This is a genomic window from Bacillus sp. FSL K6-0069 (assembly GCF_038007785.1).
In the GTDB taxonomy this organism is placed as follows: domain Bacteria; phylum Bacillota; class Bacilli; order Bacillales; family Bacillaceae_G; genus Bacillus_A; species Bacillus_A mobilis.
In genome coordinates this window covers 191394-216273 of the sequence record NZ_JBBOXN010000002.1, presented here as the reverse complement: position 1 = coordinate 216273, position 24880 = coordinate 191394, and the positions used below count along the sequence as shown (strand labels likewise).

Sequence of the window (24880 nt, the reverse complement as noted above, 5' to 3'; positions counted from 1 at the left end):
TATTCATCATACTCACTATATCTCAATAAAAAAACCGAAATCATAGAAAGATTTCGGTTTATCCTTTTTATAAAAGAGTTATATTTATTTTAAACTCACGAATGAATTTTTTTGTTTTAAAAACGATGATTTATAATCCTTAGCCCATACTATCTTTTAGTTTGTTTGATTATGAGCTTTGATCAATTTTTCAACGTATTCTTTTATATCCCCTTCGCCTTCCCTTACAGCCACCTTTATACTTGCAGCCTCTTTTATTTTAGATAAAGTAACTACTTTATCTTTGAATTTTGTATTTAATAAATATCGAACTCTTCTTTTTTGAAAATCTTGTAAAGATTCTTCAACTGTGACAATGTAACTTTGTAATAAAGAATGATTTTTCTTTTTTTGACATTTCTGGTATACACCTAATATTTTCGTAACAGCTGCATACGTTTTTCTAATTAACTTACCTCTGTTTTTTTCATATTCATCCCAGTTATCAACTATTTTTTTTGCTTCTTCGATTAATATTAAATCTTCTCTATTGTAGCTTTCTACACTCTTTTTTTTTGAATGCTTCCCCAAAACCTTAAGTGGTGAATGTTCCTCTAACCACGCTCTCTCATAATTGCTTAGCCACGCATATGCAGCTCTATTTAAACCACTTAATTTCGCTCTCGTATACGCTGGATATTTATTTCGTAATTGTATCCATTTATGCTTGTACTGAGCTGTTTTCTTTTCTCGAGCGACCTTCAAACTGTCTTCTCTCGATTTTTTAATTGGGACATTTTTACGATCCTTCAATATTTTTCGTATAGTCGGTGGTGTAAAACCCGTTTTCATAGCTATTTCTTTTTGTGTTAATCCACTAGATAAAAGTTTGCTAAACTCCACTTCCCATACGTGGCCTTTTTGAATAATCCTATTATTAAAGAATGCAACTTCTAGGGGGTTTTGCTCCCATTCCCTAAGTCTATATATATAACCACAATCACACTCAAAATCCCCTTGAATTTCTCGATTCAATCCGTGAACACTGATTTCCACCTTATCTACACATTTTTGTAAATAATGATTCGATAGGGAATTCATGCATAACCATGGACCTTTTCCAAAGGGTTCATACAAATATTCATTTTCAAAAAAATTTTTTACTGAGCCACACAAACATCGCATAATCAATATATGCCTAATGGGATGACAAAATTGTATACTACCTTTCCCCAGAATATAATTTACCCATGATAATCTTTCATCTATTTTAAATGAGGATTCTAACATCCTTAATAGGGTTTGCGAATAATGATCTTGAAGTAACTCCCTTAAGCGCTGATGTCTTTTTAAAGTGGGGTATCCAATCCCTTTAACCTTCAAAAGTGTCTCATATTTCTCAACATAATAATCTTTTGAAAAAGACGAAAAATTTTTATCTAGCAAATATTTTACATCTTCTGCAATTCCTATTAATTCATCCACAAGTTCACTTTCCATGAATATCTCATTGCTGTTACTATCCTTTAGATTTGGATAGATAAAATTATGAGACCGAAAAGTCATAATATTAACCGGATGTTTCTTTAGAGGTAATTGATGTTTAATGCATACAAAAACTCCTGGAACCTGATGTACTCTATTCCAATACCCTTCACCATAAAGTTGATATTGTTCCTTTACGCATACAGAGCAATAATATAAATGCTCTTTTGACTTTATATTCCCTTTTTTCAAACTAAATAAACTCTGATAAACTTTTGAAGAGATTCCTATGCTTAATTGTTCGTACCATTCTTTTGTTTTAAATGGTCTTATAAGTGGAATCAGTGAATGCCTTTCTATAAAATACTTTTCAGTAAACACATCTGAAAACACTTGTAAATTATCAACTAAATATTTTAATTCACCAATGGATTCAATCCCGAAGAAACAGCCACTTTTATTAAACAACTTCTTCATAGTATGCTTTTTTGATAAATCTGGACTTCGAATATGATATCTAGAGACTATACTATAAAACAATTCATCCTCATACGGTACAGGAAAATAATCAAGCATTTTACATCACCTTGATTCTTTATAATTAAATTCTTTTAAAGGGTCCTTAATATATCCTTCACCATTGAGAGCCTCATACGCAGACTGTCTATTCTTTTTACCTTCATCAATGATACACTTTAATTTATTTTTATCCTCTACTACAACTTTTTTCTTTTTGCTTCCTTTGTCCTTAATATATTGTAAAGCTTCTTTCATCAACTCACTAATTTTAGAGTTAGGTGATTTATTTAATACATATTTTGTTGCTCTTTCTGCATCCTTTTCGTTTATATCTAAGTTTATAAGGGAAATAATCAATTTCTCTACCTTTGTTGGTTCTATTTTCTGACGCTCTTGTGCGATTTTTTCTTTTTTATCTTGGAGTTTGGCTCTCATATCAATTACTGGAAGTTTATTAAATATATAATCTTGTATATCTAACGATACAAGATCTTCATACTTTGCAATTTCTGTTTCACAACCAGATTTAAGAGCTTGAAGCATAGGTTGAACAAGTCTTAAATCTTCTTTACCCACTTTTCTGATTAATTCTGATGAAATTTTTTCTATGCCCGTTTCAATCGCTCGCCCCTGTGCTAGTAAAAACAACTTTATAGCTATATCAGTAATACCCTCGCTTTCCTCGTAAATAACATCTAATAAATCTTGATTTAGTTCCACATGTTGCTTTGTCCACTGATAATCCCACATACTTGTAATTAAAACTTCCCAATCTTCTTTATTGCTCATTTGTTGCCAGACCATATCACCTTGTCCACTACCACGACGTGCTTGTCTAAAATCTTTTTGTAAAAGGCTCCTAGCCCTCATGGTTCCAATTATCATTACCGGAATACCAATTTCATTAATAAGGGTAACAAAAAAATTCATCATTTTCTCAGAGGCATCCCCTGTCGCTGCCAACAGATGTTGAATTTCATCTATGATCAATGCACCAACACAATGTAGTCTAGAAATTTGCCCCATCCTAGTTACCATTGAACTTATAGAATTAGAGGATTTCCCATAACTTTCGAGATAGTTTGTGCCAATTAATTGATCTATCTTTTCAAAGAAGTTTTGACATAATGACTTTAACGACCCATCATGTGGGCAATTTAATTTTAACCAAACAATTTGAAGCGTATTGAGGGGATCTCTATGAATAATAAGTTGAGGATATAATGAAAGTATTCGTTCTATAGCTGTTGATTTTCCAATGCCAGAGAAACCCATTAATGTAAAACTAGATGCAGTAGCCCGTATATCCGCCGGCAGACTTAAATTATTTCTTTCTACTAATTGATGATGTAATTCATTTAATACTTGAACGTGTTGCTTTTGAAGAGGATTCCGATTCACATATCCATAGCGTAAAAATCTTGAAAAACGTCTTTCCAAGTCTAATGTTTGAGAAATTGGTTGAAAAAAACGAGTTAAACGTAATAAGGCATGAAATCGATGATGATCTGATAAATTTCTTTCTTTTTCATGATAATTGGGTAGGAAGCTAAGTTGATCAAAAGCTTCTTCATATGACAATATGCCAGGTAAAGCTTCTATCAGCGGATTCCCCTGATAATCAACTAATTGCTGTTGCTGATATTGAGCTAGAAAAGCGTATGTCCCATTATCTAACTGTATTTCTCTTAGAGTGTCACTCATGCTTATGCCTCCTCCTTTTATTAAATAATTCTTTAACTGAGCGACGCTTGAATTCATCTTCTTGTTGTTTATCCAAATGAATAACCTCTGGTAGAGCCTCTTCTTCATTGTTATCAAGTTGAAATACTTCCTCAGTTCTTCGCATTTTCCTCTCCAATTGGGTATGATGCTTGATGTCTTTAATTTTCTTTCTCTTTATTACATGCTTTGTTTGTTTTTTGCTTGCTTCCTTAACAGCTTCTTTAACAATCGATTGAATATTATCAAAAAAGTTAATTTCATTTTGTAGTAATATATGTTCTTCTTCTTTGTAACCTTTACTTTCTAAGCTATTTAACTGTCTAACCTCCTCTAAGGCTTTATCTTGATATCGCTCTTGATGTTTTAATAAATAGCAGTTTTCAAATATCTTTTCATCCTTTGTATGAATATAAATATTATTCATATTTCGAGGATCATAAGAAGCATCCACTTTCCAACTTTTCTTTGTTCTTGCTGTAGCAAACCATGATTGTTGTATTGCCGTGTCACAGCTATACAACATTTTTTCAAATCTGATTCCTTTTGCAGTGATTCTAGCAACACCTCTCGGCATTAAATAAAATTTCATGATATCAGGATGAACGACTCGTAATTTCCCAGAGCGATTTTTTATTCCCCATTTCCACAATTCAATTGGTGTTGGTTTTACATTATCAACTATCATATCTTTGTCCCGTATATAATTCTTCATATAGAAATTTTTATTGTAATGCAGAATAAAATTGATAATAATTTTTGTATATTGTTCTATATTGAGTTTCGCCTCTAAACGTGGATCTTTTGCCCCTCTTTCACCCCAATCTTTTAAAACATATCCAGGTAAAAAGGGGCGTATTGTTTCTTGAGATGTATCAAATAATTTTTCTACAATGCCTTTCCAGTCTGGACGAAAGGATGGATTATTTTCCACTGTAATATTAAGCCCTTGTATCAAATGATTTACATTATATCCTTCTAACTCTCCGCGATCTCCTAAAATAATCTCTGGTAGATGTGCTGCTGGCCAACAATTATCTGTAATATTAATACCATAATCCGCACAAAAGTCCTTTTTATAAACTGTAGAATTCAAAAGTGCCATCATCATTCCAGTCCATGAGGGGCCTTCAAGCCCAATATAAAAACCAGTAATTAAATGGGTAAAGACATCCGTTACATAGTATATAGTTGGTCTCTTCAATACCCAATCAGAATTATAACGAGAAACTATATATACGTTAGCGATTGTCGCATCAATTTGATATCTGGATCCCGGTCCAAAAACTTCAAAAGAAGACGAACCTAAAACAGCCCTATGATCTCTTTCGAATTTCTTTCTCCCATGCTTAGCTGACGTAATTTCTTCAACTCCATATTCTTTATGAAACCAATAATAGAACTGTCGAAAAGTAGGAATGGTATCTGCGTCTTCAATCACAATATACTTTGTTCCATCTTGATAACGAATGCTTGCCTGAAAAGCATCCCTAATCATCATTTTGTATGTATATGTCAGTGTATTTTCTGGACTTGTAAAATAATAATTTTGTATAGCTTTCTTGAATATTCCTTTTAATTCCGATGTAATATTGATTCCCGTGCTATTAGTCATTCTCGGTCTACCCGTCTTATTTCCGCTCCAATTCTTCGACTTCCCCTTATTACCGCAATTTTTAAAATCAGGAAGTAGGCTATCTCTGACCTTTCCTCTTTGCCAATACCGCTTTAAATATTTGTAAATCGTTTGTTTTGAGCACCCAAAATTCCCTCTCGTTTGTCTAATTAACGTACCTCTTTTATCTCTTTTATAAATGTTAGGTTCTTGAATTATTAAATCTTGTATAATATTCCATGCCTTATCTCTCATAAGTATATCTTTTTCTGTCAATTCTTGATGATTTACAACTGGAAATACTTCATCATTGCTTACTTTCATATACTGTCCATTCGAAAAGCCTTCTTGAAGACTTTTCAGTGTATCTACAAAAGGCATAGCTTTTTCATCATATACATCGATTAAATATGTAATAACATTACTTTCATCTATCCAGAGTAATCTGTATATCTTTGAATCATCAATTGACTTAAATATTTCATTAACTGATAGCGTAATCAAAATTCTCATCGCCCCTTTCACTAAAAGCTAGTTCGCTTATATGTAAACCTCGCATATTTAATTTTTGCGTATTGATATCTACAGAAATTAACTTTCTAGCTACTAAATATTTAAAATAATTAATTGACGAACCTTGTTCCAAATTATACTGTTCTTCAAACTCATTGCAGATTTCTATAAAGCTCTTATCCACATTTTGAAACGTCATTAAGTAACTAAAAAAGAATTTCACAAAAGTTTCATCCTCAATTTCTTCGAGATAATAATGGTTATGAATCCACGAAATATTCTGACTCATCGTATCGGGAATATCCTTTTCTGTTACAACTCCCCAATCGATTCCTTTCCTTTCCCAATATTCTCTTTCTATCTCAAACTTTTCAATTACCCTTTCATTTTCTAATTCACTACTAGGCTTTATAGTCCTAGCAATATATTTAATTTCTTTTCCGTCTCGAACCGTCAGGAAAAAATCTGTTGTCAGAACTATTAACGTTTCAGTTCCTTTACAAATAGGATGATGTATCCCTTTTTCTTCAGCAATTTTATATGTCAATTCTCGATTTAATGGAAATTGTTCACGAATATCAATAACTTCTTCTATCCATTCTAATATAAAAAAGTAATCCCTCTCTAAATCCGACAGAAACTCATGTCTCCTATTAGTTTTCCACCCCATTATACGAGAGCTATTCCCCGTTGAAGATACATTTTGTATCGTTAACCAGGGTTTATAGTTATTTAACTCCCCTTGTCCTCTGCCTTCTTTTATATACTTCTCTATTTTCTTTTCCGTCCAATCATTTTTACGCTTTGCCATTTACATATCCCCTCTTAAAAAATTTTTATCATTTCCATTATCGGATATTTTTATGCGTACAATACATATTCTTGTTTATAAAAAAACGGATATTTTATAAAAAATATCCGTTTCACTCTTAGTGTTGATATAGGTTTTGTAATACTTGTTTTAACTCTGGTTTAATTGCAATAATAGAACGAACTGTTTTTACTTGTTGTTCTGCATCTTCTACATTAGAAGCATGACCTAATTCTAATAATAATCCTGTAGCAACCGTACCAGTACGATTTCGTCCACCAGAGCAATGGAAAAATACTTTTTCTCCTCGTTCTACAGCTTCTTTAACGGCTCCAATTGCACTTTTAACAGATTCATCTTGCCCTTCTACACCCTCTACAATTGGATAAGCATGTCGCTTAGCTTCACCTGGAAATCCTTCTGGCTCTTCTCCTCCAGCACGTAAATCAAACACCTCTGTAATCCCATGCTTTTTTACTGCGTCTTGTATAGCGTCTACTCCACCAATATATACTTTTCCTTTTACAAGTTCGTGATAGTTCGTCATGTTTGTTAGTCTCCTTTTATTTATACTTTAGCAGCAGTTAGATCCGCCACTAATAACAAGGCCTGCACCTTGTTGATCTTCTACATAGTCTAGTGTCAATGTATTTACAATTTCAACAACCTTTGGATCCATTGCAACTTGAATACCGTTTACTGTTTCTGTGACATCATTTTCTTGTGCTTCGCCTAGATTAATACCGTAGCTAGGACCACAGCAGCCAGCACCATCAAATGTAAAACGTAATGTTGTAACACCATTTTCTTTCATAGCAGTTTCAATAAACTCTTTTGCTTTATCTGTAATATTCATTTTAACTTCCCCCGTTTTATAAAGATTGACTCCAATCATGCACAGCATGATTTTCTAAGAAGCGTTCGGAATCCAATGCAGCCATACAACCAGTTCCTGCAGCCGTAATTGCTTGACGATACTTATGGTCTTGCACATCTCCACATGCAAATACTCCTGGTATATTTGTCTCTGTCGTTCCTGGTTTTACAACAATATAACCAGCTTCATCTATCTTAACTTGACCATTTAAAAACTCTGTATTTGGACGATGGCCAATCGCAATGAAAATACCGTCAGTTTCAATAATTTCTTCCTCACCAGTTTCGTTATCTTTCACTTTTAGACCTGTAACTTTTCCATCTGCTATTACTTCTATCGGTGTTTTATTTAATCCCCAAGTAATTTTCTCGTTTGCTTTTGCACGATCTTGCATGATTTTAGATGCACGTAGTTCATCTCTACGATGTACAATATGAACTTCTGTTGCAAACTTTGTTAGGAAGTTTGCTTCTTCCATTGCAGAGTCTCCACCACCAACTACAATGACTTTTTTACCACGATAGAAGAATCCATCACATGTTGCACAAGTTCCTACTCCACGACCCATATTTTCCTTCTCTCCTGGAATCCCGAGTAATTTAGCAGAAGCACCTGTAGAAACAATAATGGATTCAGCTTCTATCTCTTCCATTCCAGTTACAGTGATTTTAAATGGTCGCTTAGATACATCCACTTTTTCTACCCAACCATTTTTAAACTCTGCACCAAATCGTTCTGCTTGTTTCCTCATATTGTCCATTAGCTCTGGTCCCATAATACCATCAGGGAAACCTGGAAAGTTCTCTACATCCGTTGTCGTAGTTAATTGTCCACCCGGCTGAGTTCCTTCAATAATAAGTGGATTCATATTCGCACGTGCTAAGTAGATAGCTGCTGTTAATCCGGCTGGTCCTGTTCCTAAAATAACGACTTTATGCATTGTGAATGCCTCCTAATGAACAATTATTGAACTGTCAATTCTTTTAGTTTTTCATATCCAATAACATCTTCTGATTGCCAAGGAATAATCACACTATTATGTTTTGATTCTTTTTGAACTTCTTGAATCCATTGCACTTCAGATTGTGATCGTCCCTTTAATACTGGGTCTATTGTATGCGTTGCATAAAAGCTTTGATTAATTACCCACCATTTCGGATAAATTTCTGCACGTTTTAAATCCTCTTGTAGACGACTTGCTTCATGAACTGGTGTCGCTTCTGCTAACGTTACAATTACAACACTTGTTTCCTCTGGATTACGAAGACGTGGTAGTAAGTTTTTCACAGACTGCGGTACTTCACCTGAAGATCTTGCGATTTCTTTATGATACGTTTGCGCCGCATCTAGTAACAATAATGTGTGACCTGTTGGTGCGGTATCAATTACCACGATTTCATCATTTGCTTTTTCAACAATATCAGCTAAAGCACGGAATACCGCAATCTCCTCTGTACAAGGAGAACGTAAATCTTCTTCTAAATACGCTAACCCTTCTTCATCTACTGTATCTTTCGCCTGCTCAATAACTTCCTTACGGTAATTTTCTACTTCTAGTTTTGGATCAATACGGCTTATCGTAATATTCCCTTGTTCGCCATGCATAACATAATCAATATGTGCCGCTGGATCCGTTGTAGTTAAATGTACATGATGTCCTTTTTCAGCAAGCCCAACTGCAATTGCTGAAGCTACAGTTGTTTTTCCTACTCCACCTTTTCCCATTGTAAAAATAACTCTTTTTCCTGTCTTAGATAGGTCTGTAATCAAGTTTTGAAGAGGTGGTATAGAAACATTGTGTTGTTCTTCATCTGAAATTGAAAGATTTTCTATTGGTTGAACCAACTTTCTCATATTCTCTATGCCAGTAACATTAAACGGCACTAATGGAATTTCATAAGCTGGAAGATCTTTCAGTTCTTCTGTCATGTTTTCTAACGCACGTACTTGTCTTGTAAACAATGCTTTAGAAACACTATCATTTTGCACATAGTTCGTTAAAACACCATTTACTAGCAAATATTGATTACTAACTCCAATTTCTTTTAACTCTTTGGCTGCACGTTCTGCTTCTTGCAACGGGGAACTATCAGGACGTGTCACAAGCATTAACGATGTTTGCTTTGGATTAGATAACGCTTCAACAGTTTGACTATATAATTCTTTTTTATCTCCAAGTCCCGCTAACGGTCCTAGACAAGAAGCTCCATGTGTACTTTCTTCTAGGAATCCGCTCCAAGCTGTTGGAAGTTGAAGAAGACGGAGCGTATGTCCTGTTGGCGCTGTATCGAAAATAATGTGATCGAATTTCGATGTTAATTCTTTATTTGTAAGTAACGTAGAAAACTCATCAAAAGCTGCAATTTCTACTGTACACGCTCCGGATAATTGCTCTTCCATTGTCGCAATAACCGTATCAGGTAGCTTTCCACGATATGGACCAACAACACGCTCTTTATATTCATGAGCAGCTGTTTCAGGATCTAAGTTAGCTACATGTAGATTCGGAACATTAGGAATGACTTTTGGTTTATTGGTTAGTTCGATTTCAAATACGTCTTGCAAATTTGAAGCGGGATCAGTACTAATTAACAAAACACGTTTCCCCATATCAGCTAACGTTATGGCTGTTGCACATGCGGTTGATGTTTTACCTACGCCACCTTTACCAGTAAAGAATAGAAATGGTGTAAATGTCATTGTGCTTGGATTAAATAGGTTTGTCATTGCCTTTCACTTCTTTCTCTATTTTTTTACGTTTACATTTAAACGTATCTTTGGCTTCTGACTTAACTCTTCTTCCGTCATATTCGTTAATTGTGCTAATTCTTCATTTGTTAAATGAACTCTTTCTTTTACTATCTTTCCATCTACTATAGTTACAGGTAACACATCTGGTCCTTTATCCATTAATAACTGACTAATAACACTGTTATTAGCAAAAGCATCTGGTTCACTCGCAAGATTATAACGAGTTACATCAATTCCTTTATTTTTCAAATTGTTAACAGCAACTGATATACGAATTAATTCTGAATCAACACTTGGGCCGCAAACTCCGGTAGAGCAACACATTGCAGGATCAAAAATTTCAATCTTTTTCATCTCTGATTTCTCCCCTTCTTTATAAAATAAGCCGAGAAAAAATTCTCGGCTTATTTTGTTTTCAATTATTCTCCTGTTTCAGCAAACTTTTTAATACGTTCACCAATTTCATCACGAACTTTTTGGAATACAGACCACTCTTGACCAGCTGGATCATCAAAGCCCCAGTGAACTCGTTTTACATGTGGTGGCGTTGTTGGACATACATCATTTGCATGGCCACAAAGCGTTACAACAAGATCCGCTTTGTCTAAAATGTCGCGATCAATAATATCAGATGTTTGATCCGTGATATCGATGTCTACTTCATTCAGTGCTTTAATCGCATTTGGATTTACTCCGTGTGCCTCAATACCAGCAGAAAGTACATTCCATTTGTCACCTAAATATTTTTTGCCCCAAGCTTCTGCCATTTGGCTACGACAAGAGTTTCCTGTGCATAAGAAGTAAATTGTTTTTTTGTTTTCCATGATAATTCCACCTTTATTATAATTAGTTATTTTGGTTGTGTTTGAAAGTATTTACGTTGGAACCAAAGTGCTACATTTACAAGCGCTATCATAACTGGCACCTCGACTAAAGGTCCGATAACTGCCGCAAACGCTGCACCAGACTGGATTCCAAATACACCTACAGCTACAGCGATTGCTAATTCAAAGTTGTTACTTCCAGCTGTAAATGCTAATGTTGTTGATACTCCATAACTTGCACCAATTTTCTTACCCATATAGAAAGAGATAAAGAACATTAATACAAAATAAATCAGTAATGGGATTGCAATACGTACAACATCGAATGGTACGCTAATAATAGCTTCACCTTGTAATGAGAACATCACAATAATTGTAAATAATAATGCGATTAATGTAATTGGGCTGATTTTGGGAATGAATACTTTTTCGTACCACTCTCGCCCTTTTGTTTTTACAAAAATAAAACGTGTTAACATTCCTGCGATGAACGGAATTCCTAAATAAATAAAGACTGATTTTGCAACCTCTGCCATTGTAATATCTACAACAGCTCCTTCAATTCCTAACCATTCTGGAATGACTGTTACAAACACATAAGCGTATACTGAGAAAAATAACATTTGGAATACAGAGTTAAAAGCAACTAATCCTGCCGCATACTCCGTATCACCTTTCGCTAAGTCATTCCATACGATAACCATCGCAATACAACGAGCTAAACCAATCATGATTAAGCCCACCATGTATTCTGGCTTATCCTGTAAAAATATAATTGCCAAGGCAAACATAAGAATAGGACCAATAATCCAGTTTTGTACAAGTGATAATACCAATACTTTTACATCTTTAAAAACGCGCCCCATCTCTTCATAACGAACTTTTGCTAATGGAGGATACATCATTAAAATTAACCCAATCGCAAGTGGTATAGAGGTTGTTCCTACTTGTAAGCTATTCATGCCCTCAACAAATCCAGGGGATATATAGCCAACTCCAATTCCTACTGCCATTGCAAGAAAAATCCAAAGGGTTAGATATCGATCTAGGAAAGACAGACGTTTTTTCCCCGTGTTGCTCATCCTTCTCACTTCCCTTTCTAACTATTTATTAACAACCACACTGGAGTGTAGGATTGCTCTTCTCAATTTGTTTAATTTTCTCTGTTTGGTCTGGTACATGCGCTAAAATATCTTCTAAAAGTGCGTATAAATCACTTGTTTGATTTAAAGAATAATAAATCCACTGACCTCTACGCTCTTCTTGCACCAAGCCTAAATCCTTTAACTTTCGAAGATGTTGACTGATTGAAGGTTGACTCATGTCAAACACTTCAAGAAGTTCACAGACACAACATTCACGTTGTTTGAGAATTGATACTATTGTTAGTCTTGTTTTGTCTCCTAGTAGCTTTAGTAACTGTGACACTCTTGTTAATTCTATAACCGTTTTTTCCATATCCACACCTCCTATTTATAAATACATAAGCATACACTTATATATTGAGCGAAAATTAAACATAATATTCATTAAATAGATTCTTTTTTAATTTTCTCTCCTTCTTGAAATAAGTATATAATTAACTACTTATATAATCAACCGAAAAGCTCATTCTTTACAAAACCTTTACAATACTTCTTTACAACGTATTCTTACAGACCTTTGTATCTCTTGCCACATAACAGATATAAAAGAAAACCGAATGGACCTGTTAAAAAAACAGCAACTAACCATACTACAAAATACTGTTTACTCATTTTATGCTGTCGATACTCTAATGTGATATATGTACACATAAAAATGATTAGTAGGTAAATCCCCACAATAAATAATTGATCAATCAAATAGATCTCCCCTTTTAATAAATTTTTCATCCCTTTTGTAAAGATTTGTTAGAAATTCTTTTCTATAACAATAACATAAGTATATAGTTATATACTTAATAATTCACTTTTTTCTATTTTTTAGTTGTTACTACATACTGTAAACATACTGTACCTAGATAAAATAAAAAGAGCCTTTTACAAAGGCCCTTAATGTGATTTAATTTTCTAAATATCTATATAAAGTAGATTTACTGATTCCAGTTTCTTCTCGTATTTCAGCTAAACTATAGTTACCACTTTGATACATTACAATAGCACGCTTTACATTCTCATCAGGTTTTCTTGGGCGTCCTGCTGTAACTCCCTTTTGTTTCCCTTCATACAAGCCTTTCTTCGTTTTTTCACTAATTACATCACTTTGAAAATCAACAAGATGTTTTATAATATCTCCAAAATGATACCCATTTGCATGACTCGTATCAATATCTTCTTGAACAAAGTAAATGTAAGCACCTTTATTATCAATGACTTGTAATAACTCAACAAGATGACGTGTTGAATCAGCTAATGTGAACAGTTTTGTAACAACAATTTTATCATCTTGCTTTAGGTTATCTATCATATTTTTAAGTTGTACTCTTTTTTTGCCGATGAATGTTCCTCTGAGATAATCATCGTACAATTACATTTCTCTAAGCTTTTGAGTTGTTCTTCACATTTCAAGTCATCTTGGGGTTCAGCCGGGATACGTGTAAAAATGGGTCATAGACTGGATTTCATTTCCATGACATAACCTTTTTCTACTTTTATAGATACATGACGGGGTCCCGCCAACCAAATGACATAAAAACCACTCTAAGACTCTAATTTCCAATTTAAAAACTGTTTTTCTATATATTAAGTAATTTCGGTTATTATACTTCCAACATACTCATGCATCGTTTTCCCCAAAAACACAGGTATGGTTGAAATAAGTTCAAAAAAACAGAAAGACCTCGTTCAAGAATATTTATCATGAATGAGGTCTTTTTATTATAAAAGTTGTTTCATTTCTACCTTAAAAATGTTGTATATTCATTGACTTTAAACAATTAAACTAGTTCTGTTGCATGAAAATCGCATTTATATCTTTTTAACAAATTCAGATTTTAATTTCATCGCTCCAAAACCATCAATTTTGCAATCAATATCATGGTCTCCATCCACTAAACGAATACTTTTTACTTTTGTACCGATTTTTACAACAGATGAAGTTCCTTTTACTTTAAGATCTTTAATGACTGTTACAGAATCACCATCGTTTAGTACATTTCCATTTGCATCTTTAATTACCTTTGTATCTTCACTATTTTCAGTTTCTGATTCTAAAGTCCACTCATGGGCACATTCTGGGCAAACAAAAAGATTTCCATCTTCGTAAGTGTACTCTGAATTACATTTTGGGCAATTAGGTAAATTAGACATATTTTTATTTCCTCCACTTGTAGTCATTCATTATATATAGCTTTTTAAAACTTCCCTTTTATAATTTCATAAGACTAACAATTCTAAAGTTGAAATTTAAGAAGTTGCCCTTATCTATGTTTCAAGAACCTATTTTTATCGCAGATCCTTCAGTTTCTTAATGATCATGTTCGGTGTTGCCCATTCATCACGGTCAAAGTCAGAAATAGACACTTCAATGTTTAAACGTTCTTGAAATTCTACTAATAAAGATACTGTAGCAAAAGAATCTAGAATTCCTTCTTCGAATAATTGCACATCTGGGTTCTCTTTTACGATATCATTTTCACATACGTCTTCTAACACATTTAATACTTGCTCTTTAAATTGAGACATTATTTATTCTCCTCTATATCCATGATTTATAATGAATTTCTTCATAGTATTCTATTTTTTAACACATCATTTAAAAGAATTTGCCCCATCATCATTACAAAGTTATCCCTGGTCTTTGTATAATAGTTATTAAGGCTTAACAGATAGTTGTTCCCTGGAACATATGTGATTACAAATCCATTGTTTGTTTCTTTAGGAAAAGGAATATATATGTTTTTAACATCCGGGTTTATGGCAGAAAAATCTTTTGGAAATAAACAATTTAGATTACTTAAGAACTCTTTTCCATTAGAGATAGGTTGGATTTTTTTAGCTATGTTCACACCATCTTTATTTTTACTCGAAGCTACTCCCCATATAATTACACCACCAGAAACATGAGAAAAAAACGAGACATTTTTTTCATAATTATTTTTATCCTCTTTTGAAAAGATACTGTTTGTATAATCCGTTTTTCGTTTAAATGTAAGGAAGATATTCTCTTCTTGCTGTTTCATGATCATATGTTGGATGTATGAAAAACCTTCTTGTTCACACCTTGCAAAAATCTTTTCCGCATTCTCCAAAGCAAACTTTCTCCTTCTCTATTTTTTAATAAAAGGATTAAAAGAGTAGATCTAATCAAACAAACTTTGTATGTGAAGTAAATTTTTTAAAAATCTAATGCATTTGCCTTATTCTTTATTGTATTCACTTCCTGAGATTGTTGAGAAAGCTCGGTACATTCATGAAAAGCGAAATGCTTACACCCTATACATTTCTTTGTATTCAAATGTCCTAAAGCACAGTTAATGGCTTCCCCGGTATGATCAAAAAAGTTTTCTTCCCCAATCTCAGCATACAATCCATTCTTATCTAGAGTTGCTTTTAGCTCTGATTGAATTCCTGAAATGAGAAGTACGCCACCTTGTTTTTTAAAATGCTGAACAATATTCCTAAAGTAAGACTCTCCTGTTGTATCAATAAAAGGAACTTTTCCCATACGTAAAATTAAAACTTTGGGTTTATAATGAATGGTTGCTAAAATATTTTGTTCAAATGTTTGAGCAGCCCCAAAGAATAATGGCCCTTCTATTGTGTAAATACCAATTTGCGGGCAATCATGAGCTTTATTTACCACATGGGGTAACAATTTTTCATTCTTTTTTGTATGATCAGGAAGCACTTTAGATATGACAAGCATATTACTCATACGTTTTGTAAACAAAATAACCGCTAAAATAAGACCGATTTCTACAGCTGTTGTCAAACTTGTAAATACAGTAAGCAAAAATGTTACAAGCAAGACAAGGGAATCCCCCGTCTTCATTTTAAGTATGTGAACAAAATGTTTTTGTTCACTCATATTCCAAGCTACCACCATTAAAATGGGAGCCATACTGGCAAGTGGAATATGTGAAGCATATGGAGCCAATAGTAGAAGTGTGAATAACACAAATACCCCGTGAAAAACACCTGACATCGCAGATGTAGCTCCGCTCTTAATATTAGTTGCTGTTCGAGCGATCGCTCCAGTTGCTGGAATTCCTCCAAATAACGGTGTAACAATATTGGCAATTCCTTGACCAATCAGTTCTTTGTTACTGTTGTGTTTACTATTTGTCATACCATCTGCCACGACAGCGGATAAAAGAGATTCAATACCACCCAACATAGCAATAACAAATGCAGGACCGATTAACTGTTTTATACGCTCTAATGTGATTTCGGGTATACCAAATTGAGGAAGTGTGTTTGGAATCGTACCATATGCTGTACCAATAGTAGGTACATGACCTGAGAAAAATATAGTTGCAATTAAAGTTGATATAACAACACCTACTAATGAACCTGGCACTTTTGGCAAAATCTTTGGTGTTATGAGTATAACAAAAAGGCAAATCAAAGCAGTTATAACACTGTAAAAATTGATCGTACCGATATGAGTGAAGATTTCCTTCAGGTTTGCTATAAATTCCTCATGCTTTTTTATACCTGTTAGACCTAAAAAACTAGCAATTTGTCCCGTAAAGATAATGACAGCAATACCTGATGTAAAGCCAATTGTTACAGGTCGTGGAATAAACTTAATTAAAGAGCCTAGTTTAAAAATTCCCATAAGACATAAGATAATTCCAGCTAATAAACCAGCAAGTAGTAAATTTTCATACCCATAGGTAATAACAATTCCTAAAAGAATCGGAACAAAAGCACCTGTAGGTCCTCCAATTTGATACTTTGAACCACCAAATAGCGAAATGAGTATCCCGGCAATACATGTTGTATAAATCCCATACTCTGGCTTAACACCAGAGGCTATAGCAAAAGACATAGCAAGTGGAATCGCAACAACTCCAACAATTATTCCTGAAAGAAGATCCTTTTGAAAATGTCCCAATGAATATCCTGCAAACCTTCCCGTAAATAACCCTCTCATTACAAACCCTTCTTTTCTATTTTTAATAAATCTTACTTCCTCCGAAAGAATATTATCTTTTATTGAATTTGAATTGCAAATTCATTTCTTATACTCTTACACTTTTTCCTTATTTAAAAGAGAGCATCATCCTAATATTGGTTATATGTTTTGCTTAAATGACGCTCTAGTTTGCTGATATCTCCACCTTGTTGTACGTAGAATTTCAATCTTTCCGCTAGAAGCTCTCCGGCTCGACTATCTAGCTTCTTCGTATCTATAAACGAGGTAATTCTTACCTTATCTGGAGTAATATCTCTACGAAACATTTGTCCTGGAATTTCAATCCAGAAACGATTCCATTCATCCAATAACCCTATTTGGTCAAATAAAAAGCTCTGAATCCCGCATAACCAAGCTGTACAAGCAGTATTTCTTTTTTGACATCCAACTCCATCCTGTAAATGTTGACATGAAAAACAACAAGAATTTCCACTTTTAATACAAACATTACAAACGTGATGAGCTCCTATTGAGCGAAATATGTCCATTCCATGTTGAATGATATCTTCTTTCTTAACTTCAATGCTCAACCTAACCCTCCTTACCTATCGTTTCAAGTTCTGTTTCATCTAGTTCTTCTAACATTGAAATCGTATCGATTAAATGGTTGTTAAAAATTTTTCGTGCAACTACCAGTAAATCCACAATCATAGGGTCTCGTAGAGAATATAAAACTCGTTTTCCATCTTTAGTACCAACAACAATGTTTTTTGAACGTAGTACACTTAATTGTTGAGAAACAGCTGAACCTTCCTTGTTAAGGATGGTTTGAATTTCATTTACACTTCTTTCACCCTCTGACAATAGTTCTAGAATACCTATTCGCAAAGGATGTGATAAGGCTTTAAAAAAATCAGCTTTAAATTGTTGCATTTCGGTTCCCATTAAAACACCTCTAGTATTTATTTTTAATTATAACCCCAAAAGTATCATATACATCTTCAAATGTTTGAATATGTATATGATACTTCTAGAACTTAAAATTTTCAATATAAACATTTAAACCAACATGATGAAATTTTTAACATGATTTATATAAAATAAAAAAACAAACGATTCTTTAGAGAAAGAATCGTTTGTTTTTTATTAGTGAGTAACTACTTTTCTACACAATTTTTGTAGGTTAAATTAGGTTCTATGCCAAGTATAATTACTATTTAATTTTCTAGATACCTGTATAGCGTGGATTTGCTAATCCCTGTTTCATCTTTTATTTGAACGAGACTATACTCTCCACTTTGATACATGACTATCGCACGTTTTACATTTTTGTCAGGTTTTCTGGGTCGTCCAGGAGTGATTCCTTTTTGTTTTGCTTCATATAAACCTTTTTTTGTTTTTTCACTTATCACGTCACTTTGAAAATTAACAAGATGATTTACAATATAGCCGAATGGATATCCAGCTGTATTGCTTGTATCAATTCCCTCAGTAAGAGATTGAAAATAAGCACCTTTCCTATCAATGTTTTCTATTAACTCCACTAGATGGCGTGTTGAATCAGCTAATGTAAAAAGTTTTGTAACGACTATTTTATCACCTGGGTTCAGGTTACTTATCATACTTTTAAGTTGTGTTCTTTTTTTGGCTGATGAATGTTCCTCTGAAACGATTGTTGTACAATTTACTTTTTCTAATTTTTTTAGTTGTTCTTCGCATTTCAGATCATCTTGATACGGTCTCATATATCCGATTAACATACATGCTCTCCTAACAGTTAAGACGTTTCTTTTATCATACCATAACTTGGACGAGTAAAATAAGTATCAAAAAGGTTCCTTTTTGGGACGATAAGTGTTAGACTGTTTTTATCGTAATGTGAACACGGCTTTTATGAGACTTAAAAGCCAAAAAATAAATGATATGAGGTGTATAAAACAGTGGTAGAAAAATTAAAAACAGAATGGTTTTCAAATGTTAGAGCGGATATCCTTGCGGGGATTGTTGTTGCACTAGCATTAATTCCAGAGGCAATTGCATTTTCAATTATTGCAGGTGTAGATCCGATGGTGGGATTATATGCATCCTTTTGTATTGCAGTTATTATTGCCTTTGTAGGTGGTCGTCCTGGAATGATTTCAGCGGCAACAGGTGCAATGGCATTACTTATGGTTCCTTTAGTAAAAGAGCACGGGCTAAATTATTTATTAGCCGCAACAATTTTAACAGGTGTTATACAAATTATTTTTGGTGTATGTAAAGTAGCACGATTAATGAAATTTATCCCACGTGCTGTCATGATTGGGTTTGTTAATGCTTTAGCAATTTTAATTTTTATGGCTCAAGTACCACATTTTATTGGTATTTCCAATCTGACATATGTATTTGTTGCAATTACATTAGCAATTGTCTATATTGTACCGCGATTTATTAAATCAATTCCAGCTCCATTAATAGCGATTGTATTATTAACAGCGATTGCGATTTATATGCATTTGGACTTACGAACTGTCGGTGATTTAGGAGCGATTACAAAATCATTACCATCGTTCTTTATTCCAGACGTTCCATTCACATTTGAAACATTAAGCATTATTTTTCCATATTCCATTGCTTTAGCGATTGTTGGACTATTGGAATCTTTACTAACAGCGTCTATTGTAGATGACATGACTGGAACAGAAAGTAATAAAAATCAAGAGTCCCGAGGTCAAGGAATCGCTAATATTGTTACGGGTTTCTTTGGTGGTATGGCAGGTTGTGCAATGATTGGGCAATCTGTAATCAACGTAAAATCAGGCGGACGTGGTAGACTGTCTACTCTAATCGCAGGACTATTTTTAATGTTTCTCATCATTGTATTAGGAGATTTAGTTGTACAAATTCCAATGCCTGTTCTAGTAGGTATTATGATTATGGTTTCCATTGGTACATTTGATTGGTCTTCGTTCTCATATTTAGTAAAAGCGCCAAGAAGTGATGCAGCAGTTATGTTAGTGACAGTTATTATCGTAGTTGCAACGCATGATTTATCTAAAGGTGTAATTGCTGGTGTATTACTAAGTGCTATATTCTTTGTTGCTAAAATTTCAAAGATAAAAGTTACAAAACGACAAGATGGTTCAAATATGATATTTGATGTAGATGGTCAATTGTTCTTTGCATCTGTAGAAGGATTCGTAGAATCATTTGATTTTAATGTTAAAAATAGAAGCATTGTCATTGATTTCTCAAACACGCATGTTTGGGATGATTCGGCAGTTGGAGCTATCGACAAAGTTGTTATTAAGTACCAAGAAAATCAAAATATTGTTACCATTACAAACTTAAATTCTTCTAGTAAGAAACTCGTAGAAAAATTAGCTGTATATAATAACCCAAATAGAAAAGCTTCTTCACATTAATTCATGATTAGGAGTGAAAATTATGTATAAAAAAATCCTATTGGCTGTAGATGGTTCTGAACATTCCTTACGTGCTACACAAGAAGCAATAAAAATTGCATCCTTAGCTAACGAATGTACAGTTGAGATTGTATTTGTAGTTGATTATGCAAAAGCAAAGAATGAAGTTATTCACGCACAAGGGAAAGAAGAATTAGAGTTATCCCGTCGTAAGAGACTTTTACCTATTGAAGAAAAATTAAAAGAAAATCGTATTTCTTATGAAGTTAAAATATTACATGGTGAACCAGGGCTAACCATTGTAGAGCATGCGAATAAAGGTCATTTTGAATTAGTGGTACTTGGTAGTCGTGGACTCAATGCGTTGCAAGAAATGGTACTAGGAAGTGTGAGCCATAAAGTAGCTAAAAGGGTTCAATGTCCAGTACTGATTGTAAAATAATATATTTTTTGTATGATTCCTGATTTTGAAAATTCTTATTCAAAATCAGGAATTTTTATAATAAAGGAAACTTGAAATATTTTAATATGTAAGGAGTTGGCACATGAAAACACTACAAAGTGGAAAAACAAAGATTTTTGCTTTAGGTGGCCTTGGAGAAATTGGAAAGAATATGTATGTCATTGAGTATGAAGATGAAATCATCATTGTAGATGCCGGATTTAAATTTCCTGACTCTGAACTATTAGGTATTGATTATGTTATACCCGATTATACGTATCTAGAAAGAAATAAAGATAAAATAAAAGGATTATTCATCACACACGGACATGAAGATCATATTGGCGGGGTTCCCTTTCTATTTAAATGCATACAAGTACCGATATATGCTGGGAAGCTAGCTGCAGCATTAATTAAAAGTAAATTTGAAGAACATAATATCCGCCATGTTGAAATAAGAAATATATTGGATGAAACAGAAGTTAAATTTCAACACACGAAAGTACGTTTTTACCGAACAACACATAGTATTCCTGACGCATTTGGTATAGTAGTCACCACTCCAAATGGAAATGTTGTACATACTGGTGATTTCAAATTCGATTTTACACCCGCTGGTACTGAGGCGAACCTACACAAAATTGCTGAAATCGGAAAAGAAGGTGTATTGTGTTTACTATCCGACAGTACAAATAGTGAAGTTCCTGGCTTTTCAATGTCAGAAAAAAAGGTTGGGCAGTCTGTAAAGGAAATCTTTTCAGAGGCTCAGGGACGTATCTTATTTGCCACTTTTGCATCTAACGTTCACAGATTGCAACAGGTTGTAGAGGCTTCTATTTTGTATAATCGTAAAGTTGTAGTTGTAGGAAGAAGTATGGAAAAAACAATTCAAATCGGAAGAGACTTAGGATACATCCAAGCTCCAAAGGACATATTCGTTGGCGTACATGAAATCAATCATATTCCAAGTCACCAAGTAACTATTATATGTACGGGAAGTCAAGGGGAACCAATGGCAGCTTTATCAAGAATTGCATATAATAATCACCGACAAATTCAAATTATTCCTGGAGATACAGTTGTTCTTTCTTCCTCCCCGATTCCAGGGAATGTGTTAAGTGTTAACAGAACGATTAATCAACTATATCGAGTAGGTGCAAATGTAATTCATCATAAAATAAGTGATATTCATACATCTGGTCATGGAGCACAAGAAGAACAAAAATTGATGCTCTCCCTTTTAAAGCCGAAATATTTCATGCCTATTCACGGAGAATATCGTATGTTAAAAAAGCATGTAGAATTAGCTGTAGAATGTGGTGTCCCTTTAGAAAATTGTTTTGTTATGGATAATGGGCAAGTATTAGAAATCTCCAAAGGAGAGGCTAGAATTAGTAGTAAAACCATATCTTCTCAGGCTGTGTATGTTGACGGGAGTGGTATAGGTGATATTGGAAACATTGTTTTACGTGACCGTAGAATTTTATCTGAAGAAGGAATCATTATTATAAGCCTAAATTTAGATTGTAAACAAAAGCGATTAGTATCTCAGCCGGCGATTGTTACAAGAGGCTTTGTATATATGCGTGGATCAGAAGAACTCATGAAGAAAATAGAAGATATTGTAGAAGATTGTATATGTAATTTACTAAATGAAGGGATCATAAATTGGGCACAAATAAAACAAACACTTGTAGAAGTATTAAGTCCATTCTTATATTCCAAAACCGGACGTCGGCCAATGCTTCTTCCAATCATTATGGAAGTTTAAAAAGAAAAACATTCATAATATTTATACCTTATTTTATGTATTCCAATACGTCAGGTTCCAAACTATTAAGGTACTAGATTAATAAAAAGCAAAAACCAGTGATGCCACCAATCACTGGTTTTTGCTTTTGGATTTGAAATCATTACAATATTAGCCTAATAATTTTTCCATAATCATAACATCGACATGCTCGCCGTCCATGATTCCCTGTTTTTCAAATACCCCTACTTCTCGATAGCCCATTTTACGATATAACCCTTGGCCAAGATTATTAAAAGAAAAAGTGAATAAAACAAATTTATAGAATTCATTTTGTTGTCCATTTTTTTCTAGTGCTAAAAGTAAATTCTGTCCCAAACCTTTTCCTCTATATTCTCTTTTTATGTATATAGATAATTCTCCTACTCCACGATAGGCGCATCGATGACTGTATGGATTAATGGAAGCCCAGCCAACGATATGAGAATTTTCTTCCATGACAATTACTGAATATCTTTTTTCTCGTTGAAATAGCCATTCCATTACATATTTATCTGTTCTTATTTCTGTCTCTAAAGTTGCAATACGATCTTCGATACCCTCATTATAAATAGTCGTAATTTCTTGTACATCTTGTTCAGTTGCTTTTCTAATCTCCATACTTATTTCCCCCTAATCTCCCTTACCTTTACATTACTTTTGATTTTTGACTTAAGTTGTGCAATTTAAGGACGTAACCAAATCCCCACCAAGTCATAGGGTTAATATCATTATCTAAAATATTCATTTTTCAAATAGCTTATTAGCTTTCTCACAACAAATTTAGCATCCGATCCAACTCCCCTTAATGTCGCAGAAGAAAACGAACGTTGACCTTCCAAGCCAACATAATACACCCCTTGGACCTCTGTACTTACACCAGCTATTTGTAAAGGTCTTCCTTCTGAGTCCAGTGCTCCAATAGCATTGAAGTAAGAGAGATTAGGGTGATAGCCCGTTGCAAAAATGACCGTATCGATTGGCTCCTTCTTCCCATCAGGCCAAACTACACCATCAGTGTAAAAAGATGTAAACATAGACCTTTGATCTGGATTCCCCCTAGCTAATCGTTCCTTGTAATCACCTAAATCGATGACTCCTCCTGAACTCGGTGCTGTTTTTCCAAATCGCCAAAACGGAAAGGTATCTACACCTAATACCTTAAGCCAAAAATGTAAATCCTTCCCCCACACTTTTTGTTTCATGAGTTGAACAGGCTTTCGTACAGCTAAAGATACTTTACTTACATCGGCCAGTTCAAGTGCAATTTGGACAGCTGAATTTCTCCGCCCCACCACCACTACTCTTTGATTAATATACTGATTCGGACTCCGATACATAGCGGAATGTATAATATTCCCCTTGAATTCCTCTTGATCCTTTATTATCGGATTAAACGGACTGTGGAAAGAACCAGTTGCATTTATAATAGTTCTAGTCAAAAATGTCTTTCCAGAGACTGTTTGAACTTTAAATATTCCATCTTCTTTTTCTATAGATTCTACTCGCTGATTTAACATAACTGGTAGCTGAAAATTGTCCACATAATTTTGCAAGTAATCAATCACTTCGTTCCTCGTGGGATAATCATCAGGATGCCCTGGGAATTGCATTCCAGGTAACGATGAAAAACGTGCGGGAGAAAACAATTTCAGACTTTCATAATAGTAAGGCCAAGACCCAGCTGTTCGCTCACTCGCTTCTAATATTAAAAACTGTAATCCTTTTTTTTGAAGGTGATAACCAGACGCAAGACCAGCTTGCCCTCCTCCAATTACAATGGAATCTAATATTTCTTTCATCATTATCCCACCTTTGATTTACTTATTTAATTAGATTCTTTTAATTCTCGATACGCTTCAAGGAAACTCTGATAAGTTTTCTTTCCTAAACTGTTTTTTTCGAGTCTGAACATACTTTGAAAAACATAATCCTTTGCATTTTCAACATTACATTGGTGGGCATTCATTATTAATCTTATATAGGATACAAAATAGTCTTTCTTTAAATTACCCGCATGATTAATAACCATTTCATTGTGTTCTCCTTTCAAACTTAATTCTTCTGTAAGGAGGCGTAATATAAA

The 24880-nt window shown here is 33.9% G+C and carries 25 protein-coding genes and 1 pseudogene; 3 read left to right on the top strand and 23 right to left on the bottom strand.

What is annotated here, in order from left to right:
* Positions 1 to 156 precede the first annotated feature (156 nt).
* From MHB74_RS28265 to MHB74_RS28170, 20 genes and pseudogenes are all read right to left on the bottom strand, one after another.
* Positions 157 to 2040, bottom strand: coding sequence for a TnsD family Tn7-like transposition protein (locus MHB74_RS28265; protein WP_000888139.1), 1884 nt, complete (start codon positions 2038 to 2040; stop codon positions 157 to 159).
* Between the two features lie 6 nt (positions 2041 to 2046).
* Positions 2047 to 3687: an ATP-binding protein gene (locus tag MHB74_RS28260; protein WP_001285624.1), complete on the bottom strand. Its 1641-nt coding sequence runs from the start codon at positions 3685 to 3687 to the stop codon at positions 2047 to 2049.
* Positions 3680 to 5824, bottom strand: coding sequence for a Mu transposase C-terminal domain-containing protein (locus MHB74_RS28255; RefSeq protein ID WP_000631828.1), 2145 nt, complete (start codon positions 5822 to 5824; stop codon positions 3680 to 3682). Before MHB74_RS28255 ends, MHB74_RS28260 begins: the two co-directional genes overlap by 8 nt.
* Positions 5805 to 6644 (bottom strand): heteromeric transposase endonuclease subunit TnsA, encoded by an 840-nt coding sequence (locus MHB74_RS28250; protein WP_001129155.1) that lies wholly within the window; start codon positions 6642 to 6644, stop codon positions 5805 to 5807. The genes MHB74_RS28255 and MHB74_RS28250 overlap by 20 nt, the downstream gene beginning before the upstream one ends.
* 118 nt (positions 6645 to 6762) lie before the next feature.
* Complete coding sequence (locus MHB74_RS28245; RefSeq protein ID WP_033695785.1) at positions 6763 to 7191, bottom strand: protein-tyrosine phosphatase family protein; 429 nt, start codon at positions 7189 to 7191, stop codon at positions 6763 to 6765.
* Positions 7192 to 7218: 27 nt separating this feature from the next.
* On the bottom strand, positions 7219 to 7500 hold the full coding sequence (locus MHB74_RS28240) for a HesB/IscA family protein (RefSeq protein ID WP_001027747.1): 282 nt from the start codon (positions 7498 to 7500) through the stop codon (positions 7219 to 7221).
* 16 nt (positions 7501 to 7516) lie between these two features.
* A complete protein-coding gene (gene trxB / locus MHB74_RS28235; RefSeq protein WP_000549739.1) occupies positions 7517 to 8461 on the bottom strand; it encodes a thioredoxin-disulfide reductase in 945 nt (314 codons plus the stop codon).
* Positions 8462 to 8484: 23 nt separating this feature from the next.
* Complete coding sequence (gene arsA / locus MHB74_RS28230; protein WP_000182869.1) at positions 8485 to 10248, bottom strand: arsenical pump-driving ATPase; 1764 nt, start codon at positions 10246 to 10248, stop codon at positions 8485 to 8487.
* A gap of 18 nt (positions 10249 to 10266) precedes the next feature.
* Positions 10267 to 10626, bottom strand: coding sequence for an arsenite efflux transporter metallochaperone ArsD (gene arsD, locus MHB74_RS28225; protein ID WP_000717840.1), 360 nt, complete (start codon positions 10624 to 10626; stop codon positions 10267 to 10269).
* A 65-nt stretch (positions 10627 to 10691) separates the two neighbouring features.
* Entirely contained in the window at positions 10692 to 11096 is a 405-nt protein-coding gene (gene arsC, locus MHB74_RS28220) for an arsenate reductase (thioredoxin) (protein WP_000428325.1), read from the bottom strand.
* Between the two features lie 26 nt (positions 11097 to 11122).
* Entirely contained in the window at positions 11123 to 12178 is a 1056-nt protein-coding gene (gene arsB / locus MHB74_RS28215) for an ACR3 family arsenite efflux transporter (protein ID WP_000072354.1), read from the bottom strand.
* 28 nt (positions 12179 to 12206) lie between these two features.
* Entirely contained in the window at positions 12207 to 12554 is a 348-nt protein-coding gene (locus tag MHB74_RS28210) for an ArsR/SmtB family transcription factor (protein WP_000416301.1), read from the bottom strand.
* A 585-nt stretch (positions 12555 to 13139) separates the two neighbouring features.
* Positions 13140 to 13681, bottom strand: a pseudogene (locus MHB74_RS28205) (recombinase family protein).
* Between the two features lie 363 nt (positions 13682 to 14044).
* Positions 14045 to 14386 carry a zinc ribbon domain-containing protein YjdM gene (locus tag MHB74_RS28200; protein ID WP_000067663.1) on the bottom strand — a complete coding sequence of 114 codons (342 nt, stop codon included), beginning with the start codon at positions 14384 to 14386 and terminating at the stop codon, positions 14045 to 14047.
* 135 nt (positions 14387 to 14521) lie between these two features.
* Positions 14522 to 14761, bottom strand: coding sequence for a D-alanine--poly(phosphoribitol) ligase subunit DltC (gene dltC, locus MHB74_RS28195; RefSeq protein ID WP_000077294.1), 240 nt, complete (start codon positions 14759 to 14761; stop codon positions 14522 to 14524).
* Positions 14762 to 14802: 41 nt separating this feature from the next.
* Positions 14803 to 15327 (bottom strand): hypothetical protein, encoded by a 525-nt coding sequence (locus MHB74_RS28190; RefSeq protein ID WP_000426344.1) that lies wholly within the window; start codon positions 15325 to 15327, stop codon positions 14803 to 14805.
* Between the two features lie 86 nt (positions 15328 to 15413).
* Positions 15414 to 17177 carry a SulP family inorganic anion transporter gene (locus tag MHB74_RS28185; protein ID WP_001214613.1) on the bottom strand — a complete coding sequence of 588 codons (1764 nt, stop codon included), beginning with the start codon at positions 17175 to 17177 and terminating at the stop codon, positions 15414 to 15416.
* A 131-nt stretch (positions 17178 to 17308) separates the two neighbouring features.
* Positions 17309 to 17749 (bottom strand): hypothetical protein, encoded by a 441-nt coding sequence (locus MHB74_RS28180; RefSeq protein WP_000021465.1) that lies wholly within the window; start codon positions 17747 to 17749, stop codon positions 17309 to 17311.
* A 1-nt stretch (position 17750) separates the two neighbouring features.
* On the bottom strand, positions 17751 to 18104 hold the full coding sequence (locus MHB74_RS28175; protein ID WP_000536398.1) for an ArsR/SmtB family transcription factor: 354 nt from the start codon (positions 18102 to 18104) through the stop codon (positions 17751 to 17753).
* A gap of 272 nt (positions 18105 to 18376) precedes the next feature.
* Positions 18377 to 18919 carry a recombinase family protein gene (locus tag MHB74_RS28170; protein WP_000904931.1) on the bottom strand — a complete coding sequence of 181 codons (543 nt, stop codon included), beginning with the start codon at positions 18917 to 18919 and terminating at the stop codon, positions 18377 to 18379.
* Positions 18920 to 19099: 180 nt separating this feature from the next.
* Here MHB74_RS28170 and MHB74_RS28165 point away from each other — a divergent pair, with 180 nt between their 5' ends.
* The 3 genes from MHB74_RS28165 (at position 19100) to rnjA (ending at position 22776) form a co-directional block, all read left to right on the top strand.
* Positions 19100 to 20563 carry a SulP family inorganic anion transporter gene (locus MHB74_RS28165; protein WP_000229539.1) on the top strand — a complete coding sequence of 488 codons (1464 nt, stop codon included), beginning with the start codon at positions 19100 to 19102 and terminating at the stop codon, positions 20561 to 20563.
* A gap of 22 nt (positions 20564 to 20585) precedes the next feature.
* Positions 20586 to 21005 carry a universal stress protein gene (locus MHB74_RS28160; protein WP_000277007.1) on the top strand — a complete coding sequence of 140 codons (420 nt, stop codon included), beginning with the start codon at positions 20586 to 20588 and terminating at the stop codon, positions 21003 to 21005.
* Between the two features lie 103 nt (positions 21006 to 21108).
* Positions 21109 to 22776 carry a ribonuclease J1 gene (gene rnjA / locus MHB74_RS28155; protein WP_000854867.1) on the top strand — a complete coding sequence of 556 codons (1668 nt, stop codon included), beginning with the start codon at positions 21109 to 21111 and terminating at the stop codon, positions 22774 to 22776.
* Positions 22777 to 22926: 150 nt separating this feature from the next.
* Here rnjA and MHB74_RS28150 read toward each other — a convergent pair whose 3' ends face one another.
* From MHB74_RS28150 to MHB74_RS28140, 3 genes are all read right to left on the bottom strand, one after another.
* Positions 22927 to 23415 (bottom strand): arsinothricin resistance N-acetyltransferase ArsN1 family A, encoded by a 489-nt coding sequence (locus MHB74_RS28150; protein WP_000405749.1) that lies wholly within the window; start codon positions 23413 to 23415, stop codon positions 22927 to 22929.
* 110 nt (positions 23416 to 23525) lie between these two features.
* Entirely contained in the window at positions 23526 to 24596 is a 1071-nt protein-coding gene (locus MHB74_RS28145; protein WP_000658827.1) for a flavin-containing monooxygenase, read from the bottom strand.
* Between the two features lie 26 nt (positions 24597 to 24622).
* Entirely contained in the window at positions 24623 to 24826 is a 204-nt protein-coding gene (locus tag MHB74_RS28140; protein WP_000236376.1) for a hypothetical protein, read from the bottom strand.
* Positions 24827 to 24880: the final 54 nt, after the last annotated feature.